The following is a 13,982-nucleotide window of genomic DNA, read 5'->3' as shown; positions in this document are numbered from 1 at the left end:
TCCGGATGCTCCGCACCCGGGTCGCCCACGACATCCCGCCTCCCTCCCGACCGCGACCGGCCCGTCCCGCCATTGGACGCCTACCCGCGCGTCCGCGCGAGCCGGACGCTTCCTCAGGGGGACGTCAGAGGCGGGGACGTCAGGGGCTGGTGGCGTCAGGGGCTGGTGGTGGAGACCGCGTACACGCGGGGGAAGGCCGGGTCGGTGAGGTCCACGGTGATCGCGGTGTGGGGGCGGGGCTTCTCGCGGGTCACCGTGGTGCCCGCCCAGGTCCCGCCGTCGGCGAAGGTCCAGCCCGCGATGTCGGCGTCGCGCTCGCCGACCGTGATCCGGCCCGAGGTGAGCGCGGAGCGCGAGGTCCCGGACTCCGCGAGGAAGGCGTCGAGGCCGCCGGCGGTCGTCGCGAACTGGACGTACAGCCGGCTGGTCTTCCAGTTGCTGGTCTCGTAATAGGCGACGTCCCAGGCCCCGGCGGGGATCGGGACCTCGAAGACCCGGCGCTTCATCAGCGAGGGCCAGTTGGACTGGAGACCGGCCGCCGAGGACTCGCGCTCCTTGTCGCGGCCGCTGTCACGGCTCTGGCCCGCGGAGATGACCAGGTAGCCGGCGGGGATGCCGACGAGGAGCACGATGATGACCGCCGTCAGCCAGCGGCGGCGGATCATGTGCCGGCGGTCCTCGGGCAACTTGTCCTGCGGGGGGCGGGGCGGGGCGGACTGGTGGGGCACGGTCATGAAGAGGGGTCCTCGGGGGTGCGTGCGGCCCGGCCCGAGGTCCCGTTGCGCAGGGCCTGGGCGTAGCGCTCGTACCGTTCGTACCGCTCGACGCGGCGCCGGTTGGCGCGGCGGAAGCGGCGGGCGACGAGCCGGGCGAGGTCGGCGGCGCCGACCATGCCGGCCTCGGGGCCGAGCTGGGCGCGGGTGATACGGGCCTCGGGACGGTAGCCGCGGCCGGTCAGGTGGCGGCGGAAGGCGTCCCTCGCGGGGCCGATGAGCAGGTCGTCGGCGGCGGAGACGCCTCCGCCGATGACGAAGCAGGAGGGGTCGAGGGCGGCGGCCAGGTTGGCGATGCCGACGCCGAGCCACTGGCCGATGTCCTGGAAGAGCTCCACGCACATGGCGTCGCCCTCGCGGGCGAGCTCGGTGATCAGGGGGCCGGTGATGTCGGGGACGTTCCCCTTGACCCGCTCGATGATCTCGTACGCGACCGGGGAGTCGGCGGCGGCCAGCTCGCGGGCCTCGCGGACCAGCGCGTTCCCCGAGCTGTACTGCTCCCAGCAGCCGCGGTTGCCGCAGGCGCAGCGGTGGCCGCCGGGGACGACCTGCATATGGCCGAACTCTCCGGCGACGCCGAACTTGCCCCGCTTGACCTGGCCGTCCTCCAGGATGGCGCCGCCGATGCCGGTACCCAGGGTGATCATGACGAGGTGGTCCTCGCCGCGTCCGGCGCCGAAGCGCCACTCGGCCCAGGCGGCGGTGTTCGCGTCGTTGTCGACCATGACGGGGACGGCGAGGCGGCCCTGGAGGGCGTCGCGGAGGGGCTCGTTGCGCCAGGCGAGGTGCGGGGCGAACAGCACCCGGGCCCGGTCGGCGTCGACCCAGCCGGCCGCGCCGATGCCGACCGCGTGCACATCGTGCCGGTCGGAGAGGTCCAGGACCAGCTCGACGATGGTGTCCTCGACGACCTTGGGGCTCTTGGACTTGTCCGGGGTCTCCGTGCGGAGCTTCTCCAGGATGTTGCCGTCGGCGTCGACGACGCCGGCCATCACCTTCGTACCGCCGATGTCGATGCCGACGGTCGGCACCCGGGGCGCCGTCAGGTGGGAGCGCCGCTCCCGGCTCCCGACGGTGCGCAGCACGGTCCCGCGGGCGGCTCCCCGGTGGGCGAGGTCACGGTAGGTACTCATCGGCTCCGATTCTGCCAGGTGGGGTGTCAAGGGGCCGTTACGTGGCGCGGCGGCCGGTCACGTGCCGGTCGGCCGCTCCAGCTCGTGCCGCAGGTCCTCCAGCTCGCTGCCGCCGGCCATCTGCCGGGTCAACTCGTCGAGGGTGACGGAGTCCTTGGTGTGGCTCGCGGCCATGACGCCCCGCTTGAGGAGGACGAAACGGTCGCCGACGAGATACGCGTGGTGCGGGTTGTGCGTGATGAGAACCACGCCGAGGCCCTGGTCGCGGGCGGCGGCGACGTACTTCAGGACGACCCCGGACTGCTTGACGCCGAGCGCGGCGGTCGGCTCGTCGAGGACGAGGACCTTGGCGCCGAAGTGGACGGCGCGGGCGATGGCCACGCACTGGCGCTCGCCGCCGGAGAGGGTGCCGATCGGCTGGTCGACGTCCCGGAGGTCGATGCCCATGCGGAGCAGCGCCTCGCGGGTGGTGGACCGCATCAGGCCGACGTCGAGCCGCTTGAAGGGTCCCGATCCCCTGGTGGGCTCGGAGCCGAGGAAGAAGTTCCGCCAGACCGGCATGAGGGGGACGACGGCGAGGTCCTGGTAGACGGTGGCGATGCCCCGGTCGAGGGCGTCGCGCGGGTTGCTGAGGGCGACCTCCTCGCCCTCGATGCGGAAGGTTCCGGCGTCGTGCCGGTGGAGGCCGGCGACGATCTTGATGAGGGTGGACTTGCCGGCGCCGTTGTCGCCGAGGACGCAGGAGATCTCGCCCGCGCGGACCTCCAGGGAGACCCCTTCGAGGGCGCGGATGTTGCCGTAGTACTTGCTGACGTCGTCGAGCTGGACGAGAGGGGCGGTGTCGGTCGTCACTTGGTCGCCTCCACGCGCTTGCGGATCCAGGCGTTCAGCAGGGTCGCCAGGAGGAGCATCGCTCCCAGGAAGAACTTGAACCAGTCGGGGTTCCACTCGGCGTACACGATGCCCTTGCTGGTCATGCCGAAGATGAGGGCGCCGACGGCCGAGCCGATGGCCGAGCCGTACCCGCCGGTGATCAGACAGCCGCCGATGACGGCCGCGATGATGTAGATCAGCTCGTTTCCGACTCCTTCGCCGGACTGGACGACGTCGAAGGAGAAGAGCAGGTGCTGGCCGGAGATCCAGGCGCAGAAGGCGACGGCCATGTAGAGGCCGATCTTCGTGCGGTGGACGGGGACGCCGACGGCGCGGGCCGCGTCGGCGCCGCCGCCGACGGCGAAGATCCAGTTGCCGAAGCGGGTGCGGAGCAGGATCCAGGTGGCGAGGGCGACGAGGCCGAACCACCACAGGATGGTGACCTTGAACTCGACGCCGCCGATCGTCGCCTCCGAGGCGAAGAGCTTGCGGGCGGAGGGGAAGCCCTCCATGTCGGCGATGCTCTTGGTGGAGACGGTGCCGCTGATCAGCTTGGTGAGGCCGAGGTTCAGGCCGGTCAGCATGAGGAAGGTGCCGAGCGTGATGATGAAGCTGGGCAGCTTGGTGCGGGTCAGCATGAAGCCGTTGAAGACGCCGATCGCCAGGGTGACGAGCAGCGAGACGCCGACGCCGACCCAGACGTTCGCGGTCATCTGGTAGCTGAACATCGAGGAGACCAGCGCGGAGCTGGTGACCAGGACACCGGCGGAGAGGTCGAACTCGCCGCCGATCATCAGCAGGGCGACCGGGACGGCCATGATGCCGATGGTGGAGGCCGCGTAGAGGACGGTGCCGAGGCTGGAGGGGTTCAGGAAGCTGTCGGCGACCACCGCGAAGAAGACGAAGACGGCGAACGCGCCGACGACCGAGCCGAGCTCGGGCCGGGCGAGCAGCTTCTTCAGCGGGGTCGTGCGAAGCAGTCGTTCGTCGACGTGGTCGACTCCGTCCGACGGCGGGGCGGAGGAGCTCATCGGGTGCCCCGATCCGCGTACTGCTTCAGCGCGGCGGCCTGGTCCTTGGTGATGATCTGGGGGCCGGTCAGGACCGGCTTGCCGCCGCCGAGGACGTCGGCGTTGTAGCGGTAGAGCCAGAGCAGGTCGACGGCCTCGTAGCCCTGGAGGTAGGGCTGCTGGTCGACGGCGAAGCCGAGGGTGCCGGCCTCCAGGGCGGTGGCGACCTTGGCGTTGAGGTCGAAGGTGTCGACCTCCGCCTTGCTGCCGGCGCCCTTCACGGCCTGGACGGCGGTGTCGGCGAAGGGGGCGCCGAGGGTGACGACGGCGTCGACGTCCTTGTCGGACTGGAGCTTGGCCTCGATGGAGGCCTTGACGTCGGGCATGTTGGTGCCGTCGACGTACAGGTTGACCATCTCGCCGCCGAAGGTCTTCTTCACACCGGCGCAGCGCTGCTCGTGGCCGACGTTGCCCTGCTCGTGCAGGACGCAGAGGGCCTTCTTCCTCCCGCGCTTGTCGAGCTCCTCGCCGACGGCCTCGCCGGCGACGGTCTCGTCCTGGCCGATGTGGGTGAGCGCCCCGTAGGCCTGGGACTGCTCGGCGCCCGAGTTCACGGTGATCACCGGGATGCCGGCCTTGACGGCCTTCTCCACGGCGGCCTTCATCGCGTCGGGCTTGGCGAGGGTGACGATCAGTCCGTCGACGCCCTTGGCGACGTACGAGTCGATCAGCTGCGCCTGCTGCTGGGCCTCGTCGTTGTGCGCGTACAGGAAGTTGATGTTGTCCTTCGCGGCGGCCTGCTTGGCGCCCTTCTGGACGATGTCCCAGAAGGTGTCGCCGTCGCCCGAGTGGGTCACCATGGCGAAGGTCCACCGGGGGGTGTCGACGGCCGCCCTGCCCTGGGCCTCGGCCGCCTTGCGGGCGTCCTCCGCCCGCTTTCCGCCGGTGCTGCTGCACCCGGCGAGCGCCGCGGTGAGTGCGAGGGCGAGCACGGCGCCGACTGCGGCGCGTACCCCTCCTGTCCGAAGCCTGGTCACGAGGCCGTGCCCTCCTTTGTGTCCTTCTGCGTGCATTGCAGTATCGGTCATGCGGGTCTAGGCACTGGTCAGGGGCCCCCTCGAGCGGCTACGGACGGACCATCAGCTGGAACTCGAAGGAGTAGCGGGTGGCCCGGTAGAGGTGGGAGCCGTACTCGACGGCGCGTCCGGTGTCGTCGAAGGTGACGCGCTCCATGGTGAGCAGCGGCGCGCCCTCCGGCTCGTCGAGCAGCGCGGCCTCCTCGGCGGTCGCGGCGCGGGCGCCGACGGCCTGCCGGGCGCTGTGCAGGGTGAGCGCGGCGGAGCGGAGCATGCGGTAGAGGCCGGTGGTCTCCAGCTGCTCGGTGTCGGGCTCGACGAGGCCGGCGGGCAGGTGGTTGCACAGGTACGCCATGGGCTCGCCGTGCGCGGTACGGAGCCGCTCCAGGTAGTGGACCTGCGTGCCCTCCGGTACGCCGAGGGCGGCCGCGACCGGTCCCGCGGCGGGTTCGAGGCGGTTGACCAGGACCCGGGTGGCGGGGCGCTGACCGGCGGCGGCGAGGTCGTCGTACAGGCTGCTGAGCTCCATCGGGCGCCGGACCCTGCTGTGCACGACCTGGGTGCCGACGCCCCGGCGGCGGACCAGGAGGCCCTTGTCGACGAGGGTCTGGATGGCCTGGCGGACGGTGGGCCGGGAGAGGCCCAGACGGGTGGCGAGGTCGATCTCGTTGCCGAGGAGGGTGCCCGGGGCGAGCGTCCCGTTCTCCACGGCGCTCTCCAGCTGCTGGGCGAGCTGGAAGTAGAGCGGGACCGGGCTGCTGCGGTCCACGGAGAGCGGGGGCAGGCGGGAGCCGGACTGCTTGGGCACGGGGGGAGCGTAGCCCGGGGTCACTCATGACAGGAAGCTCATGACGGGAAGTCGTGACGTCCGGTTGTCCTGACAAATCCTTGACACCGGGCACGCCCGGCTCCACGGTGGGGCCATGCGCATCGGACTGATCGGTACGGGACGGATCGGGAGCTTCCACGCGGGTGTGCTGGCCCGGCATCCGGAGGTCGAGTCGCTGGTCGTGGCGGACGCGGACGCCGTCCGGGCGGCCGGGGTCGCGGGGGCGCTCGGGGCGGAGGCGGCGCCGGACGTGGACGCGCTGCTCGGGCACGCCCTGGACGCCGTCGTGATCGCCTCGGCGACGGCCGCGCACGCGGAGCTGATCGCCCGCGCCGCCGGGGCGGGCCTGCCGGCCTTCTGCGAGAAGCCGATCGCCCTGGACGTGCCGGGGACGACGGCCGCGCTCGACGCGGTGACGGCGGCGGGCACGGTGCTCCAGCTGGGGTTCATGCGCCGCTTCGACGCGGGCTACCGGGCGGCGCGCGAGGCGGTGCGCTCGGGGCGGCTCGGCCGGCTGCACACCGTGCGGGCGGTCACCTCGGACCCGGAGCCGCCGCCCGCCGCGTACCTGCCGCTCTCCGGCGGCCTCTTCCGCGACTGTCTCGTGCACGACTTCGACATCATCCGCTGGGTGACCGGGCGGGAGGTCGTCGAGGTGTACGCGACGGGCTCGGACGGGGGCCCGGCGATGTTCCGGGAGGCGGGGGACGTGTCCTCGGCCGCCGCGCTCCTCACCCTGGACGACGGCACGCTGGTGACGGCGACCGCGACCCGGTGCAACGGCGCCGGGTACGACGTCCGCATGGAGCTGGCGGGCGAGCGGGACCAGATCGTGGTGGGCCTGGACGACCGGTCCCCGCTCGCCTCGGTGGAGGCGCAGGGCCCTCCCCCGCCGGGCAAGCCCTGGCCCGGCTTCCTGGAGCGGTTCGCCCCCGCGTACGAGGCGGAGCTGGACGCCTTCGTCCGCCTGGTGCGCGGCGAGGCACCCAACCCGTGCGACGGCCGGGAGGCCCTGGCGGCGCTCCGGATCGCGGAGGCGTGCGAACGGTCGCGGCGGGAGCGGCGGCCGGTTCCGGTCTAGGGCTCGGGCCGGGCGGCCGGTTCCGGTCCGGGGCTCGGGCCGGAGCCGGTCCAGGGCTCACTCCGGCTCCGGTCCAGGGCTCGCTCCGGGAGCGGTGGGCGACGGGGACGGTTCAGCCGGCGGACAGCACCGTGCCCTGGGCGACCGCGCACAGCGTCTCGGCGCCCTGCTCGTCGACGGTCGACAGGTCGCAGCGCACCACGGCCTGCCGTCGCCCGGCGTGGACCACCTCCGCCCGGGCGCGCAGCACGCCGCCCGTCGCGGGCCGGACGTACTGGATGGAGAACCCGGCCGTCAGCACGGCCGCGCCGAGCTCGGCGCCCGCCGCGAACGTGATCGCGTTGTCGGCCGCGTACGAGAGCACGCCTCCGTGCAGGAAGCCGTTCTGCTGTCTCAGCTCGTCGCGGTGGTCCACCTCCAGGACCGCACGGCCCGCGCCGAACTCGGTGAGGCGGGCACCGACGAGCCGGCTGAACGGCTGTGCGTCCAGGACCTTCCGGGCGAGGTCGAGGTCGAGGGCGGAGGGCTGGTCGCTCAAGGGGTCACCACCGGACGGGAAGACGACGGGTCCCGCGCAGGAGCATGCCGGGCAGCCATTCCAACGAACCGGCCTCCGCGTCGAGTTCCAGCCGGGGGAAGCGGTCCAGGAGCGTCCGGAGCGCGATCCTGCCCTCCAGCCGGGCGAGCGGGGCGCCCAGGCAGTAGTGGATGCCGTGACCGAAGGCGAGGTGGCCCCTGGTGTCGCGGCGGATGTCGAAGCGGTCGGGCTCGGGGAAGCGGGCCGGGTCCCGGTCGAGCGCCCCGATGCCCACGAGGACGCTCTGTCCGGCCGGGATGACGGTGTCGCCGATGGCGACGGGCTCCCGGGTGAAGCGGAAGGTGCCGGTCTCCACCGGACCGTCGTACCGCAGGGACTCCTCGATCGCCCCGTCGAGGAGGTCCGGGTCCGCGCGCAGGGCGGCGAGCTGCTCGGGGTGGGTGAGCAGGTTGCGGACGGTGTTGGCGATCAGGTTGACGGTGGTCTCGTGGCCGGCGATGAGCAGCAGGTAGGCCATGGCGCGGAGTTCGGGCCCGGAGAGCCGGTCGCCGTCCTCGGCGCGGGCGGAGATCAGTCCGGAGAGCAGGTCGTCGGCGGGTCCTGCGGCCCGCTTGTCCTCGATGAGGCCGTCGAGGTAGCCGCCGAAGCCCTCCAGGGCGTCGAGGATGCCGCGCTCGCCGGTCGGGGTGACGAGCTCGTTCGACCAGCCGCGGAAGGTGTCGCGGTCCTCGGCGGGGACGCCGAGGAGCTCGCAGATGACGGTGATCGGCAGCGGGAACGCGTAGGCGTCGACGAGGTCGGCGCGTCCGGCCGGTTCCATGGCGTCGGCGAGTTCGTGGGTGAGCCGCTCGATGCGGGGGCGCAGGTTCTCGACGCGGCGGCCGGTGAACTCCGCCGTGACGAGGCGGCGCAGCCGGGTGTGGTCGGGGGCGTCAGCGGAGAGGAGGTGGACGCCGATGATGTCCTCCTCCGGCGGTCGGACGCCGATGACCGACGGGGACTTGGCGAGCCGGGGATCGGTGAGCGCCGCGCGCCCTTCCTCATGGCCGACGACCAGCCAGAACTGGAAGCCGTCGGGCATCCGTACCTCGTGGACGGGGCCTGCTTCACGGAACTTCGCGTAGTAGGGGTACGGATCCGCGGTGAAGTCCGCGCCGTACTCCCCCAGTTCGATGACGGACATCGAAGCAGACTATCCGACTAGTCGTTCTCGTCCGCGTCGATGAGGCCCGCGTCATGGACGAGCAGCGCGATCTGGACACGGTTGTTGAGGTCGAGTTTGGCGAGGATCCGGGAGACGTGGGCCTTGACCGTGGGGACGCTCATGTAGAGCTCGGTGGCGATCTCGGCGTTGGACCGGCCGTGTCCGACGGCGACGGCCACCTCCCGCTCGCGGTCGGCGAGTTCGGTGAGCCGGGCGGCGGCCGTGGCGCGCCTGGGCGGCTGTTCCGGCCGCTCCACGACGTGGGTCATGAGCTGGCGGGTGACGGCCGGCGAGAGGACGGGGTCGCCGGCGGCGACCCGGCGGACGGCGGCGACGATCTCGGCGGGCGGGGTGTCCTTGAGGACGAACCCGGCGGCGCCGGCCCGCAGGGCGCGCAGCACCTGTTCGTCGGCGTGGAAGGTGGTGAGGACGACGACCTCGGGGGCGCCGGGGAGGGCGCGGAGGCGTTCGGTGGCGGTGAGGCCGTCGACGTGGGGCATGCGGATGTCCATGAGGACGACGTCCGGGGCGTGCCGGGCGACGAGTTCGGGGACTTCGCGGCCGTCGGCGCCCTCGCCGACGATCTCGAGGTCGTCGGCACCGCCGAGCATGAGGGTGAGGCCCGCGCGGACCAGGGGGTCGTCGTCGACGATGATCAGCCGGATGGTCATGGGGGCCACGGTAGCCGCGGGTACGGCGGGATCGGGCGGAAGGTCGCGCCCGGCCGGGGTGGGCACGCGTACAGCGGGACGGGCCGGAAGGTCGCGCCCGGCCGGGGTGGGCACGCGTACAGCGGGACGGGCCGGAAGGTCGCCCCCGGCCGGGGTGGGCACGCGTACGGCGGGATCGGGCGGGGGTTGATGCTCGCCGCAAGGGGCCCGTGTGCGCCGGGATCGGGCGGGAAGGTCAGGCCGGCCACGGCAGCCAGGCGTGCAGGGCGAAGCCGCCGTCGGGGGACGGGCCGTGTTCCATCCGGCCGCCGGCGAGGGCGGCGCGTTCGGTGAGGCCGATGAGGCCCTGGCCGGAGCCGGGGACGTGCGGGACCGGGCCCGCGGGGGCCGGGTTGTGGACGTCGACGGTGAGGCCTTCGCCGGGGCGGCCCCGGACGGTGACCGTGACCTTCGTGCCGGGGGCGTGCTTGCGGGCGTTGGTGAGGCCCTCCTGCGCGATGCGGTAGACGGTACGGCCGGTGGCGGCGGGCACGGCGGCCGGATCGTCGACGGTGCTGTCGAGGACGACCTCCGTACCGGCCTCGCGGGACTCCTCGACCAGCGAGTCGAGGGTGGCGAGGGTGGGCTGCGGCCGGTCGCCGTCGCCGTTCTCGCCGGGCGCGCGCAGGACGCCGATGATCTCGCGGAGGTCCTGGAGGGCTTCGTGGGCGCTGTCGCGGATGACTCCGGCGGCGCGGGCGATCTGCTCGGGCGGGGCGTCCGGCCGGAACTCCAGGGCTCCGGCGTGCACGCTGAGCAGGGTGAGGCGGTGGGCGAGGACGTCGTGCATCTCGCGGGCGATGGCCTCGCGGGCGAGCCGCTGGGCCTGGGCGGCGCGCAGCTCGGCCTCGGCCTCGGCGCGGCGGGCCCGTTCCCTGAGGGCTTCGACGAGCTGGCGCCGGGAGCGGACGAGCATGCCCCAGGCGGTGACGAGCAGGATGAGGACGAAGCCGAGGGCGATGGAAAGACCGACGTGGGTGGTGGGGTCGGGGCGGACGAAGACCTGGGCGGTGGAGGTGGCGACGGCGAGCGCCACGATCCAGCCGACCTCGCGGAACGGCCGGCGCACGGCGACGCTGAACAGGCTCGCGAGGAGGGCGCCCGCGGCGACGGGGGCGACGATGTTCGTCACGGACAGGGCGACCGCGAGTCCGACCGGCCAGCGGCGGCGCGTCCACAGGGCGCAGCAGGCGGCGGCGCCGGCCAGCTGGTCGAGGAGGGTGACGGTCTCGCTGGTGTACTGCGCGCTGGTGTCGGCGGCGAGGAGGCCGACGAGGGCCGCGAGCAGGAACAGCGAGGTGTCCACGATCCAGTCGCGGACGGTACGGCGGGGCCGGGCGGCCCCGCGCCCGCCCGGTTCGACCAGGTGGGAGGGGAGCAGCCAGCGCTGCCGGTCCGTGCGAGTCATGTCCGCAAATGTACGCAGGCCGGGGGCGGTGCACCGGGTGTGCGGGCCATCGGGATACCGGAGTCGCTCAGGTCGATACTTTGGTATCGGCCGTCGTAGACGAGCGGCGGACGCGGCAGGCCGGCCCTCCCCTCCATGATCGGGTCATGAAGAAGTTTCTTGAGGGCCTCGGGATGCTCCTGCTCGTGGCCGGCGTGGCAGGGGTGATCCGCGAGATGACCGACGGCTGGTTCCACTTCATGGGTCTGACCCGGTTCCTCACGGAGAACGTGTGGTTCCTGGAGGGCCGGGAGCTGTTCGCGAACATCGTGGTCGCGGTCCTCGGTCTGGCTCTCGCGATGGGGGCGAGCCGCATAGCGAAGGACTGAGACCGGCGACGTCAGGCGCCCGCCTCGTTGAGCCGGGTGACCTCGGCCAGGTGCTCGGCCATGCGGTGGGACACGGAGCCGCTGGTGTAGAGGACGCCGCCGATGACGGCGACGGGCACGGACGCGCCGAGGACGGCGAGGAGTTCGGGCCAGTCGCGCTCCTCGACGCAGCGGCTGTCGTTGTCGTGGAGGTACTCGCTGGTGAACCGGGAGGTGCACTCCCTGCTGTACTCACCGCTCTGGTAGGGCGTGAAGAGGAGGACCGCGAGCCAGATCCACAGGAGCACGGCCACGGCGAGGAGTCCGAGTCCCCAGGCCTGGGTGCGGCGGGCCCGGGCGCGGAAGTCTATGTCGTACGGCAGTGAACGCATGGGCCAAGAACCTACCGGGCGTCCTGGTCCGCGGCGCGGCGGCCCCAACTGGTCCCCGCCAGAACGAGGATCGCGCCCGCGAGGCCGAGCACGCCGGGGCGGTCGCCGGCGAGGGCGATGCCCGCGGCGGCGGCCCAGAGCGGTTCCGTGCCGAGGAGGAGGCTCACCCTGGACGGCGAGGTGCGGCGGACGGCCCACATCTGGACGAAGAAGGCGAAGAGCGTGCAGAAGACGGAGAGGAAGAGGAGCCCGGCCCACTCGCGCGGGCCGAAGTCGAGGGCCACGGCCCAGGGAGAGGCGCCGGTGCCGGGGAGGGCGGCGATGACGGCGAACACGGCGACGGCGGAGCCGAGCTGGACGGTGGTGAGGGAGAGCGAGTCGGCCGAGCGGACCGCCTTGATCCGGGACATGGCCAGGACGTGGACGGTACGGGCGAGGGCGGCGAGCAGCATGAGCAGATCGCCGAGGGAGGGGGCGGTGAACCCGCCGCCCTGGGTCAGCAGGACGACACCGGCGACGGAGAGCGCGGCGGCGGCCAGGAAGGCGCGGGAGGGGACGACCCGGGTGACGGCGGCCTCGGCGAGCGGGGTGAAGATCATGGTGAGGCTGATGATCAGGCCCGCGTTGGTGGCGGAGGTGTGGACGACTCCGTACGTCTCCAGGAGGAAGATCCCGCTGAGGATCAGCCCGAGGGTCGCGGCGCCCCGCCACTGGGCCGCGTTCAGGGCCCGGAGCCTGCGCCACCCCGCGGTGACGAGGACGGGCAGCACGACGGCGAACCGCAGCACGAGGACCGCGATGACGGTGTGGCCGGTGGTGATGCCCTTGGCCGCGAGGTAGCTGGCGCCCCAGACGACGGCGACGAGCAGGACGGGCAGGTCGGTGAGCCAGGCGCGGCGGGGGGCGCCGAGGGACAGGGGTGCGGCGATCGACGGCGAGGCTGACATCGCGGGCCGGTTCTCCAACTCTTGAGGCGGGGTGGAGACTTCGACGGCTCGCACTCGGAGCGATCACCGTACCCGGCGAGGCCCGTGGCGGCTACACCTTTCCTTCTGCGGCCGGCTCAGTAGCTGCCGTAGGTGGGGCGCCCGACCCGGTCGTACGTGTGGAGGGCGACGCCCGTGCCCGTGGTGCGCGCGTCGGTGAGGCGGAAGGCGGTGGGGCGGACCCCGTCGGTGAAGAGGCGACGGCCGATGCCCAGGACCACGGGGAAGACGTGCAGATGGAGGGTGTCGATGAGGTCGTGGTCGAGGAGGGTGCGGGCGAGGCCGGCGCTGCCGTGCATCTGGATCTCGCCGTCGAGGCGGTCCTTGAGGGCGGCGACCTCCTCGACGACGTCACCGCGGAGAAGGGTGGTGTTCTCCCAGTCGGCGGAGGTGAGGGTGGTCGTGGCGACGTACTTGGGGAGGTGGTTGAGCTTGGAGGCGACGGGGTCGGCGGGGTCGTCGTGCTTGGGCCAGTAGCCCGAGAAGATGTCGTAGGTGCGACGGCCGAGGAGGAAGGCGGTCGGCCGGGCGAAGATCTCGGTGATGCGCCGACCGAAGTCCTCGTCGCCGAACGGCACGGACCAGCCGCCGTGCTCGAAGCCGCCGCCGGGGTCCTCCTCGGGCCCTCCGGGGGCCTGGATGACGCCGTCGAGGGTGAGGAACTGGGTGAGGCTGAGGGTGGCCATGGTGGATGCCCTTTCTGTTCTCCGGACCATCGTGTCTCGGAAGCCCTGACCGCGCCGCCGGGCGGAACTCATCGGTGCGTCGGGGTCCGATTCCCGCCAGCGCCCGGGCGCCCCGCCGAGTTTCATTGAACCCGCAACCAGTTGGCGTTACTCACGGAGGTTTCGGGATGTCCACGATGAACGGCACGGCGGTCCTGGTGACGGGTGGCAGCCGGGGGATCGGCGCGGCGACCGCGGTGCGGCTGGCCCAGGAGGGCGCCGATGTGGCCTTCACCTACGTCCAGGACGAGGCGCGGGCGAAGGAGGTCGCGGCGCGGATCGAGGCGGCCGGCCGCAAGGCGCTGCCCCTGCGGGCCGACGCGGCCGACGCCGGGGACGCGGCGGGTGCGGTGGAGTGGGCGGCGGACGCCCTCGGACGCCTCGACGTCCTGGTGAACAACGTCGGCGCCGGCGTCCTCGGCCCGCTGGAGTCGCTGTCCCTCGCGGACGTGGACCGGGTCCTGGACGTGAATGTGCGGGCGGCGTTCCTCGCCTCGCAGGCGGCCGCGGCACGGTTCTCAGAGGGCGGGCGGATCGTGACGATCGGCACCTGCATGACGCAGCGGGTGCCGGGCCCCGGCGGGACCCTCTACACGATGAGCAAGGCGGCGCTGATCGGCCTGACGAAGGCGCTCGCGCGGGAGCTGGGCGGGCGCGGCATCACGGCGAACATCGTCCATCCGGGTCCCGTCGACACCGACATGAACCCGGCGGACGGGCCGTACGCGGAGGGGCAGGCGTCGATGACGGCGCTCGGCCGCTTCGGCACCCCGGACGAGGTGGCGGCGATGGTCGCCTTCCTCGCGGGACCGGGCGGGCGGTACGTGACGGGCGCGGAGTTCTCGGTGGACGGCGGCCACGCAGCGTAGACGCCGGGGAAGGGGTTACGCGAGGGCG

At 72.8% G+C, this 13,982-nt stretch carries 16 protein-coding genes; 3 read left to right on the top strand and 13 right to left on the bottom strand.

What is annotated here, in order from left to right; genetic code table 11:
* Positions 1 to 155 precede the first annotated feature (155 nt).
* From AB5J54_RS32040 to AB5J54_RS32015, 6 genes are all read right to left on the bottom strand, one after another.
* Complete coding sequence (locus tag AB5J54_RS32040) at positions 156 to 734, bottom strand: hypothetical protein (RefSeq protein WP_369147398.1); 579 nt, start codon at positions 732 to 734, stop codon at positions 156 to 158.
* Entirely contained in the window at positions 731 to 1,906 is a 1,176-nt protein-coding gene (locus tag AB5J54_RS32035) for an ROK family glucokinase (protein ID WP_369147397.1), read from the bottom strand. The genes AB5J54_RS32040 and AB5J54_RS32035 overlap by 4 nt, the downstream gene beginning before the upstream one ends.
* A gap of 57 nt (positions 1,907 to 1,963) precedes the next feature.
* Entirely contained in the window at positions 1,964 to 2,758 is a 795-nt protein-coding gene (locus AB5J54_RS32030; protein WP_369147396.1) for an ATP-binding cassette domain-containing protein, read from the bottom strand.
* Positions 2,755 to 3,810, bottom strand: a complete 1,056-nt coding sequence (locus tag AB5J54_RS32025) for an ABC transporter permease (protein WP_369147395.1) — start codon at positions 3,808 to 3,810, stop codon at positions 2,755 to 2,757. Before AB5J54_RS32025 ends, AB5J54_RS32030 begins: the two co-directional genes overlap by 4 nt.
* Positions 3,807 to 4,826: a sugar ABC transporter substrate-binding protein gene (locus AB5J54_RS32020; protein ID WP_369147394.1), complete on the bottom strand. Its 1,020-nt coding sequence runs from the start codon at positions 4,824 to 4,826 to the stop codon at positions 3,807 to 3,809. The genes AB5J54_RS32025 and AB5J54_RS32020 overlap by 4 nt, the downstream gene beginning before the upstream one ends.
* An 88-nt stretch (positions 4,827 to 4,914) precedes the next feature.
* Positions 4,915 to 5,634 carry a GntR family transcriptional regulator gene (locus tag AB5J54_RS32015; RefSeq protein ID WP_369149522.1) on the bottom strand — a complete coding sequence of 240 codons (720 nt, stop codon included), beginning with the start codon at positions 5,632 to 5,634 and terminating at the stop codon, positions 4,915 to 4,917.
* Between the two features lie 154 nt (positions 5,635 to 5,788).
* Here AB5J54_RS32015 and AB5J54_RS32010 point away from each other — a divergent pair, with 154 nt between their 5' ends.
* Complete coding sequence (locus AB5J54_RS32010; protein ID WP_369147393.1) at positions 5,789 to 6,775, top strand: Gfo/Idh/MocA family oxidoreductase; 987 nt, start codon at positions 5,789 to 5,791, stop codon at positions 6,773 to 6,775.
* Between the two features lie 112 nt (positions 6,776 to 6,887).
* On the opposite strand, the gene AB5J54_RS32005 is transcribed toward AB5J54_RS32010, so the two are convergent.
* From AB5J54_RS32005 to AB5J54_RS31990, 4 genes are all read right to left on the bottom strand, one after another.
* The gene (locus AB5J54_RS32005; RefSeq protein ID WP_369147392.1) at positions 6,888 to 7,313 is read right to left on the bottom strand and encodes a PaaI family thioesterase; all 426 of its coding nucleotides are present in this window, start codon (positions 7,311 to 7,313) and stop codon (positions 6,888 to 6,890) included.
* 4 nt (positions 7,314 to 7,317) lie between these two features.
* Positions 7,318 to 8,496, bottom strand: a complete 1,179-nt coding sequence (locus AB5J54_RS32000) for a cytochrome P450 (protein ID WP_369147391.1) — start codon at positions 8,494 to 8,496, stop codon at positions 7,318 to 7,320.
* A 17-nt stretch (positions 8,497 to 8,513) separates the two neighbouring features.
* Positions 8,514 to 9,188: a response regulator gene (locus tag AB5J54_RS31995; protein WP_369147390.1), complete on the bottom strand. Its 675-nt coding sequence runs from the start codon at positions 9,186 to 9,188 to the stop codon at positions 8,514 to 8,516.
* 235 nt (positions 9,189 to 9,423) lie between these two features.
* Positions 9,424 to 10,635: a sensor histidine kinase gene (locus AB5J54_RS31990; protein ID WP_369147389.1), complete on the bottom strand. Its 1,212-nt coding sequence runs from the start codon at positions 10,633 to 10,635 to the stop codon at positions 9,424 to 9,426.
* A 146-nt stretch (positions 10,636 to 10,781) separates the two neighbouring features.
* Between AB5J54_RS31990 and AB5J54_RS31985 the strand changes: the two genes are divergently transcribed.
* On the top strand, positions 10,782 to 11,003 hold the full coding sequence (locus AB5J54_RS31985) for a hypothetical protein (protein WP_369147388.1): 222 nt from the start codon (positions 10,782 to 10,784) through the stop codon (positions 11,001 to 11,003).
* Positions 11,004 to 11,014: 11 nt separating this feature from the next.
* Here AB5J54_RS31985 and AB5J54_RS31980 read toward each other — a convergent pair whose 3' ends face one another.
* The 3 genes from AB5J54_RS31980 to AB5J54_RS31970 form a co-directional block, all read right to left on the bottom strand.
* Positions 11,015 to 11,374, bottom strand: coding sequence for a hypothetical protein (locus AB5J54_RS31980; protein ID WP_369147387.1), 360 nt, complete (start codon positions 11,372 to 11,374; stop codon positions 11,015 to 11,017).
* Between the two features lie 11 nt (positions 11,375 to 11,385).
* Positions 11,386 to 12,321 (bottom strand): DMT family transporter, encoded by a 936-nt coding sequence (locus AB5J54_RS31975; protein WP_369147386.1) that lies wholly within the window; start codon positions 12,319 to 12,321, stop codon positions 11,386 to 11,388.
* 116 nt (positions 12,322 to 12,437) lie between these two features.
* Positions 12,438 to 13,046 (bottom strand): dihydrofolate reductase family protein, encoded by a 609-nt coding sequence (locus AB5J54_RS31970; RefSeq protein ID WP_369147385.1) that lies wholly within the window; start codon positions 13,044 to 13,046, stop codon positions 12,438 to 12,440.
* 167 nt (positions 13,047 to 13,213) lie between these two features.
* On the opposite strand from AB5J54_RS31970, the gene AB5J54_RS31965 reads away from it, so the two are divergent.
* A complete protein-coding gene (locus AB5J54_RS31965; RefSeq protein ID WP_369147384.1) occupies positions 13,214 to 13,954 on the top strand; it encodes an SDR family NAD(P)-dependent oxidoreductase in 741 nt (246 codons plus the stop codon).
* Positions 13,955 to 13,982: the final 28 nt, after the last annotated feature.

Origin of the sequence: Streptomyces sp. R44 (assembly GCF_041053105.1) — a bacterium.
GTDB lineage: Bacteria > Actinomycetota > Actinomycetes > Streptomycetales > Streptomycetaceae > Streptomyces.
This window is presented reverse-complemented; position numbering and strand designations above follow the sequence as displayed.

Bases quoted from the DNA above. Each gene is read 5' to 3' on its own strand.
- AB5J54_RS32025 (WP_369147395.1), bottom strand. From the start codon at position 3,810: ATGAGCTCCTCCGCCCCGCCGTCGGACGGAGTCGACCACGTCGACGAA.
- AB5J54_RS32010 (WP_369147393.1), top strand. From the start codon at position 5,789: ATGCGCATCGGACTGATCGGTACGGGACGGATCGGGAGCTTCCACGCG.
- AB5J54_RS31965 (WP_369147384.1), top strand. From the start codon at position 13,214: ATGTCCACGATGAACGGCACGGCGGTCCTGGTGACGGGTGGCAGCCGG.
- AB5J54_RS32000 (WP_369147391.1), bottom strand. From the start codon at position 8,496: ATGTCCGTCATCGAACTGGGGGAGTACGGCGCGGACTTCACCGCGGAT.
- AB5J54_RS31995 (WP_369147390.1), bottom strand. From the start codon at position 9,188: ATGACCATCCGGCTGATCATCGTCGACGACGACCCCCTGGTCCGCGCG.
- AB5J54_RS31985 (WP_369147388.1), top strand. From the start codon at position 10,782: ATGAAGAAGTTTCTTGAGGGCCTCGGGATGCTCCTGCTCGTGGCCGGC.
- AB5J54_RS32035 (WP_369147397.1), bottom strand. From the start codon at position 1,906: ATGAGTACCTACCGTGACCTCGCCCACCGGGGAGCCGCCCGCGGGACC.
- AB5J54_RS31990 (WP_369147389.1), bottom strand. From the start codon at position 10,635: ATGACTCGCACGGACCGGCAGCGCTGGCTGCTCCCCTCCCACCTGGTC.
- AB5J54_RS31980 (WP_369147387.1), bottom strand. From the start codon at position 11,374: ATGCGTTCACTGCCGTACGACATAGACTTCCGCGCCCGGGCCCGCCGC.
- AB5J54_RS32040 (WP_369147398.1), bottom strand. From the start codon at position 734: ATGACCGTGCCCCACCAGTCCGCCCCGCCCCGCCCCCCGCAGGACAAG.
- AB5J54_RS31970 (WP_369147385.1), bottom strand. From the start codon at position 13,046: ATGGCCACCCTCAGCCTCACCCAGTTCCTCACCCTCGACGGCGTCATC.
- AB5J54_RS31975 (WP_369147386.1), bottom strand. From the start codon at position 12,321: ATGTCAGCCTCGCCGTCGATCGCCGCACCCCTGTCCCTCGGCGCCCCC.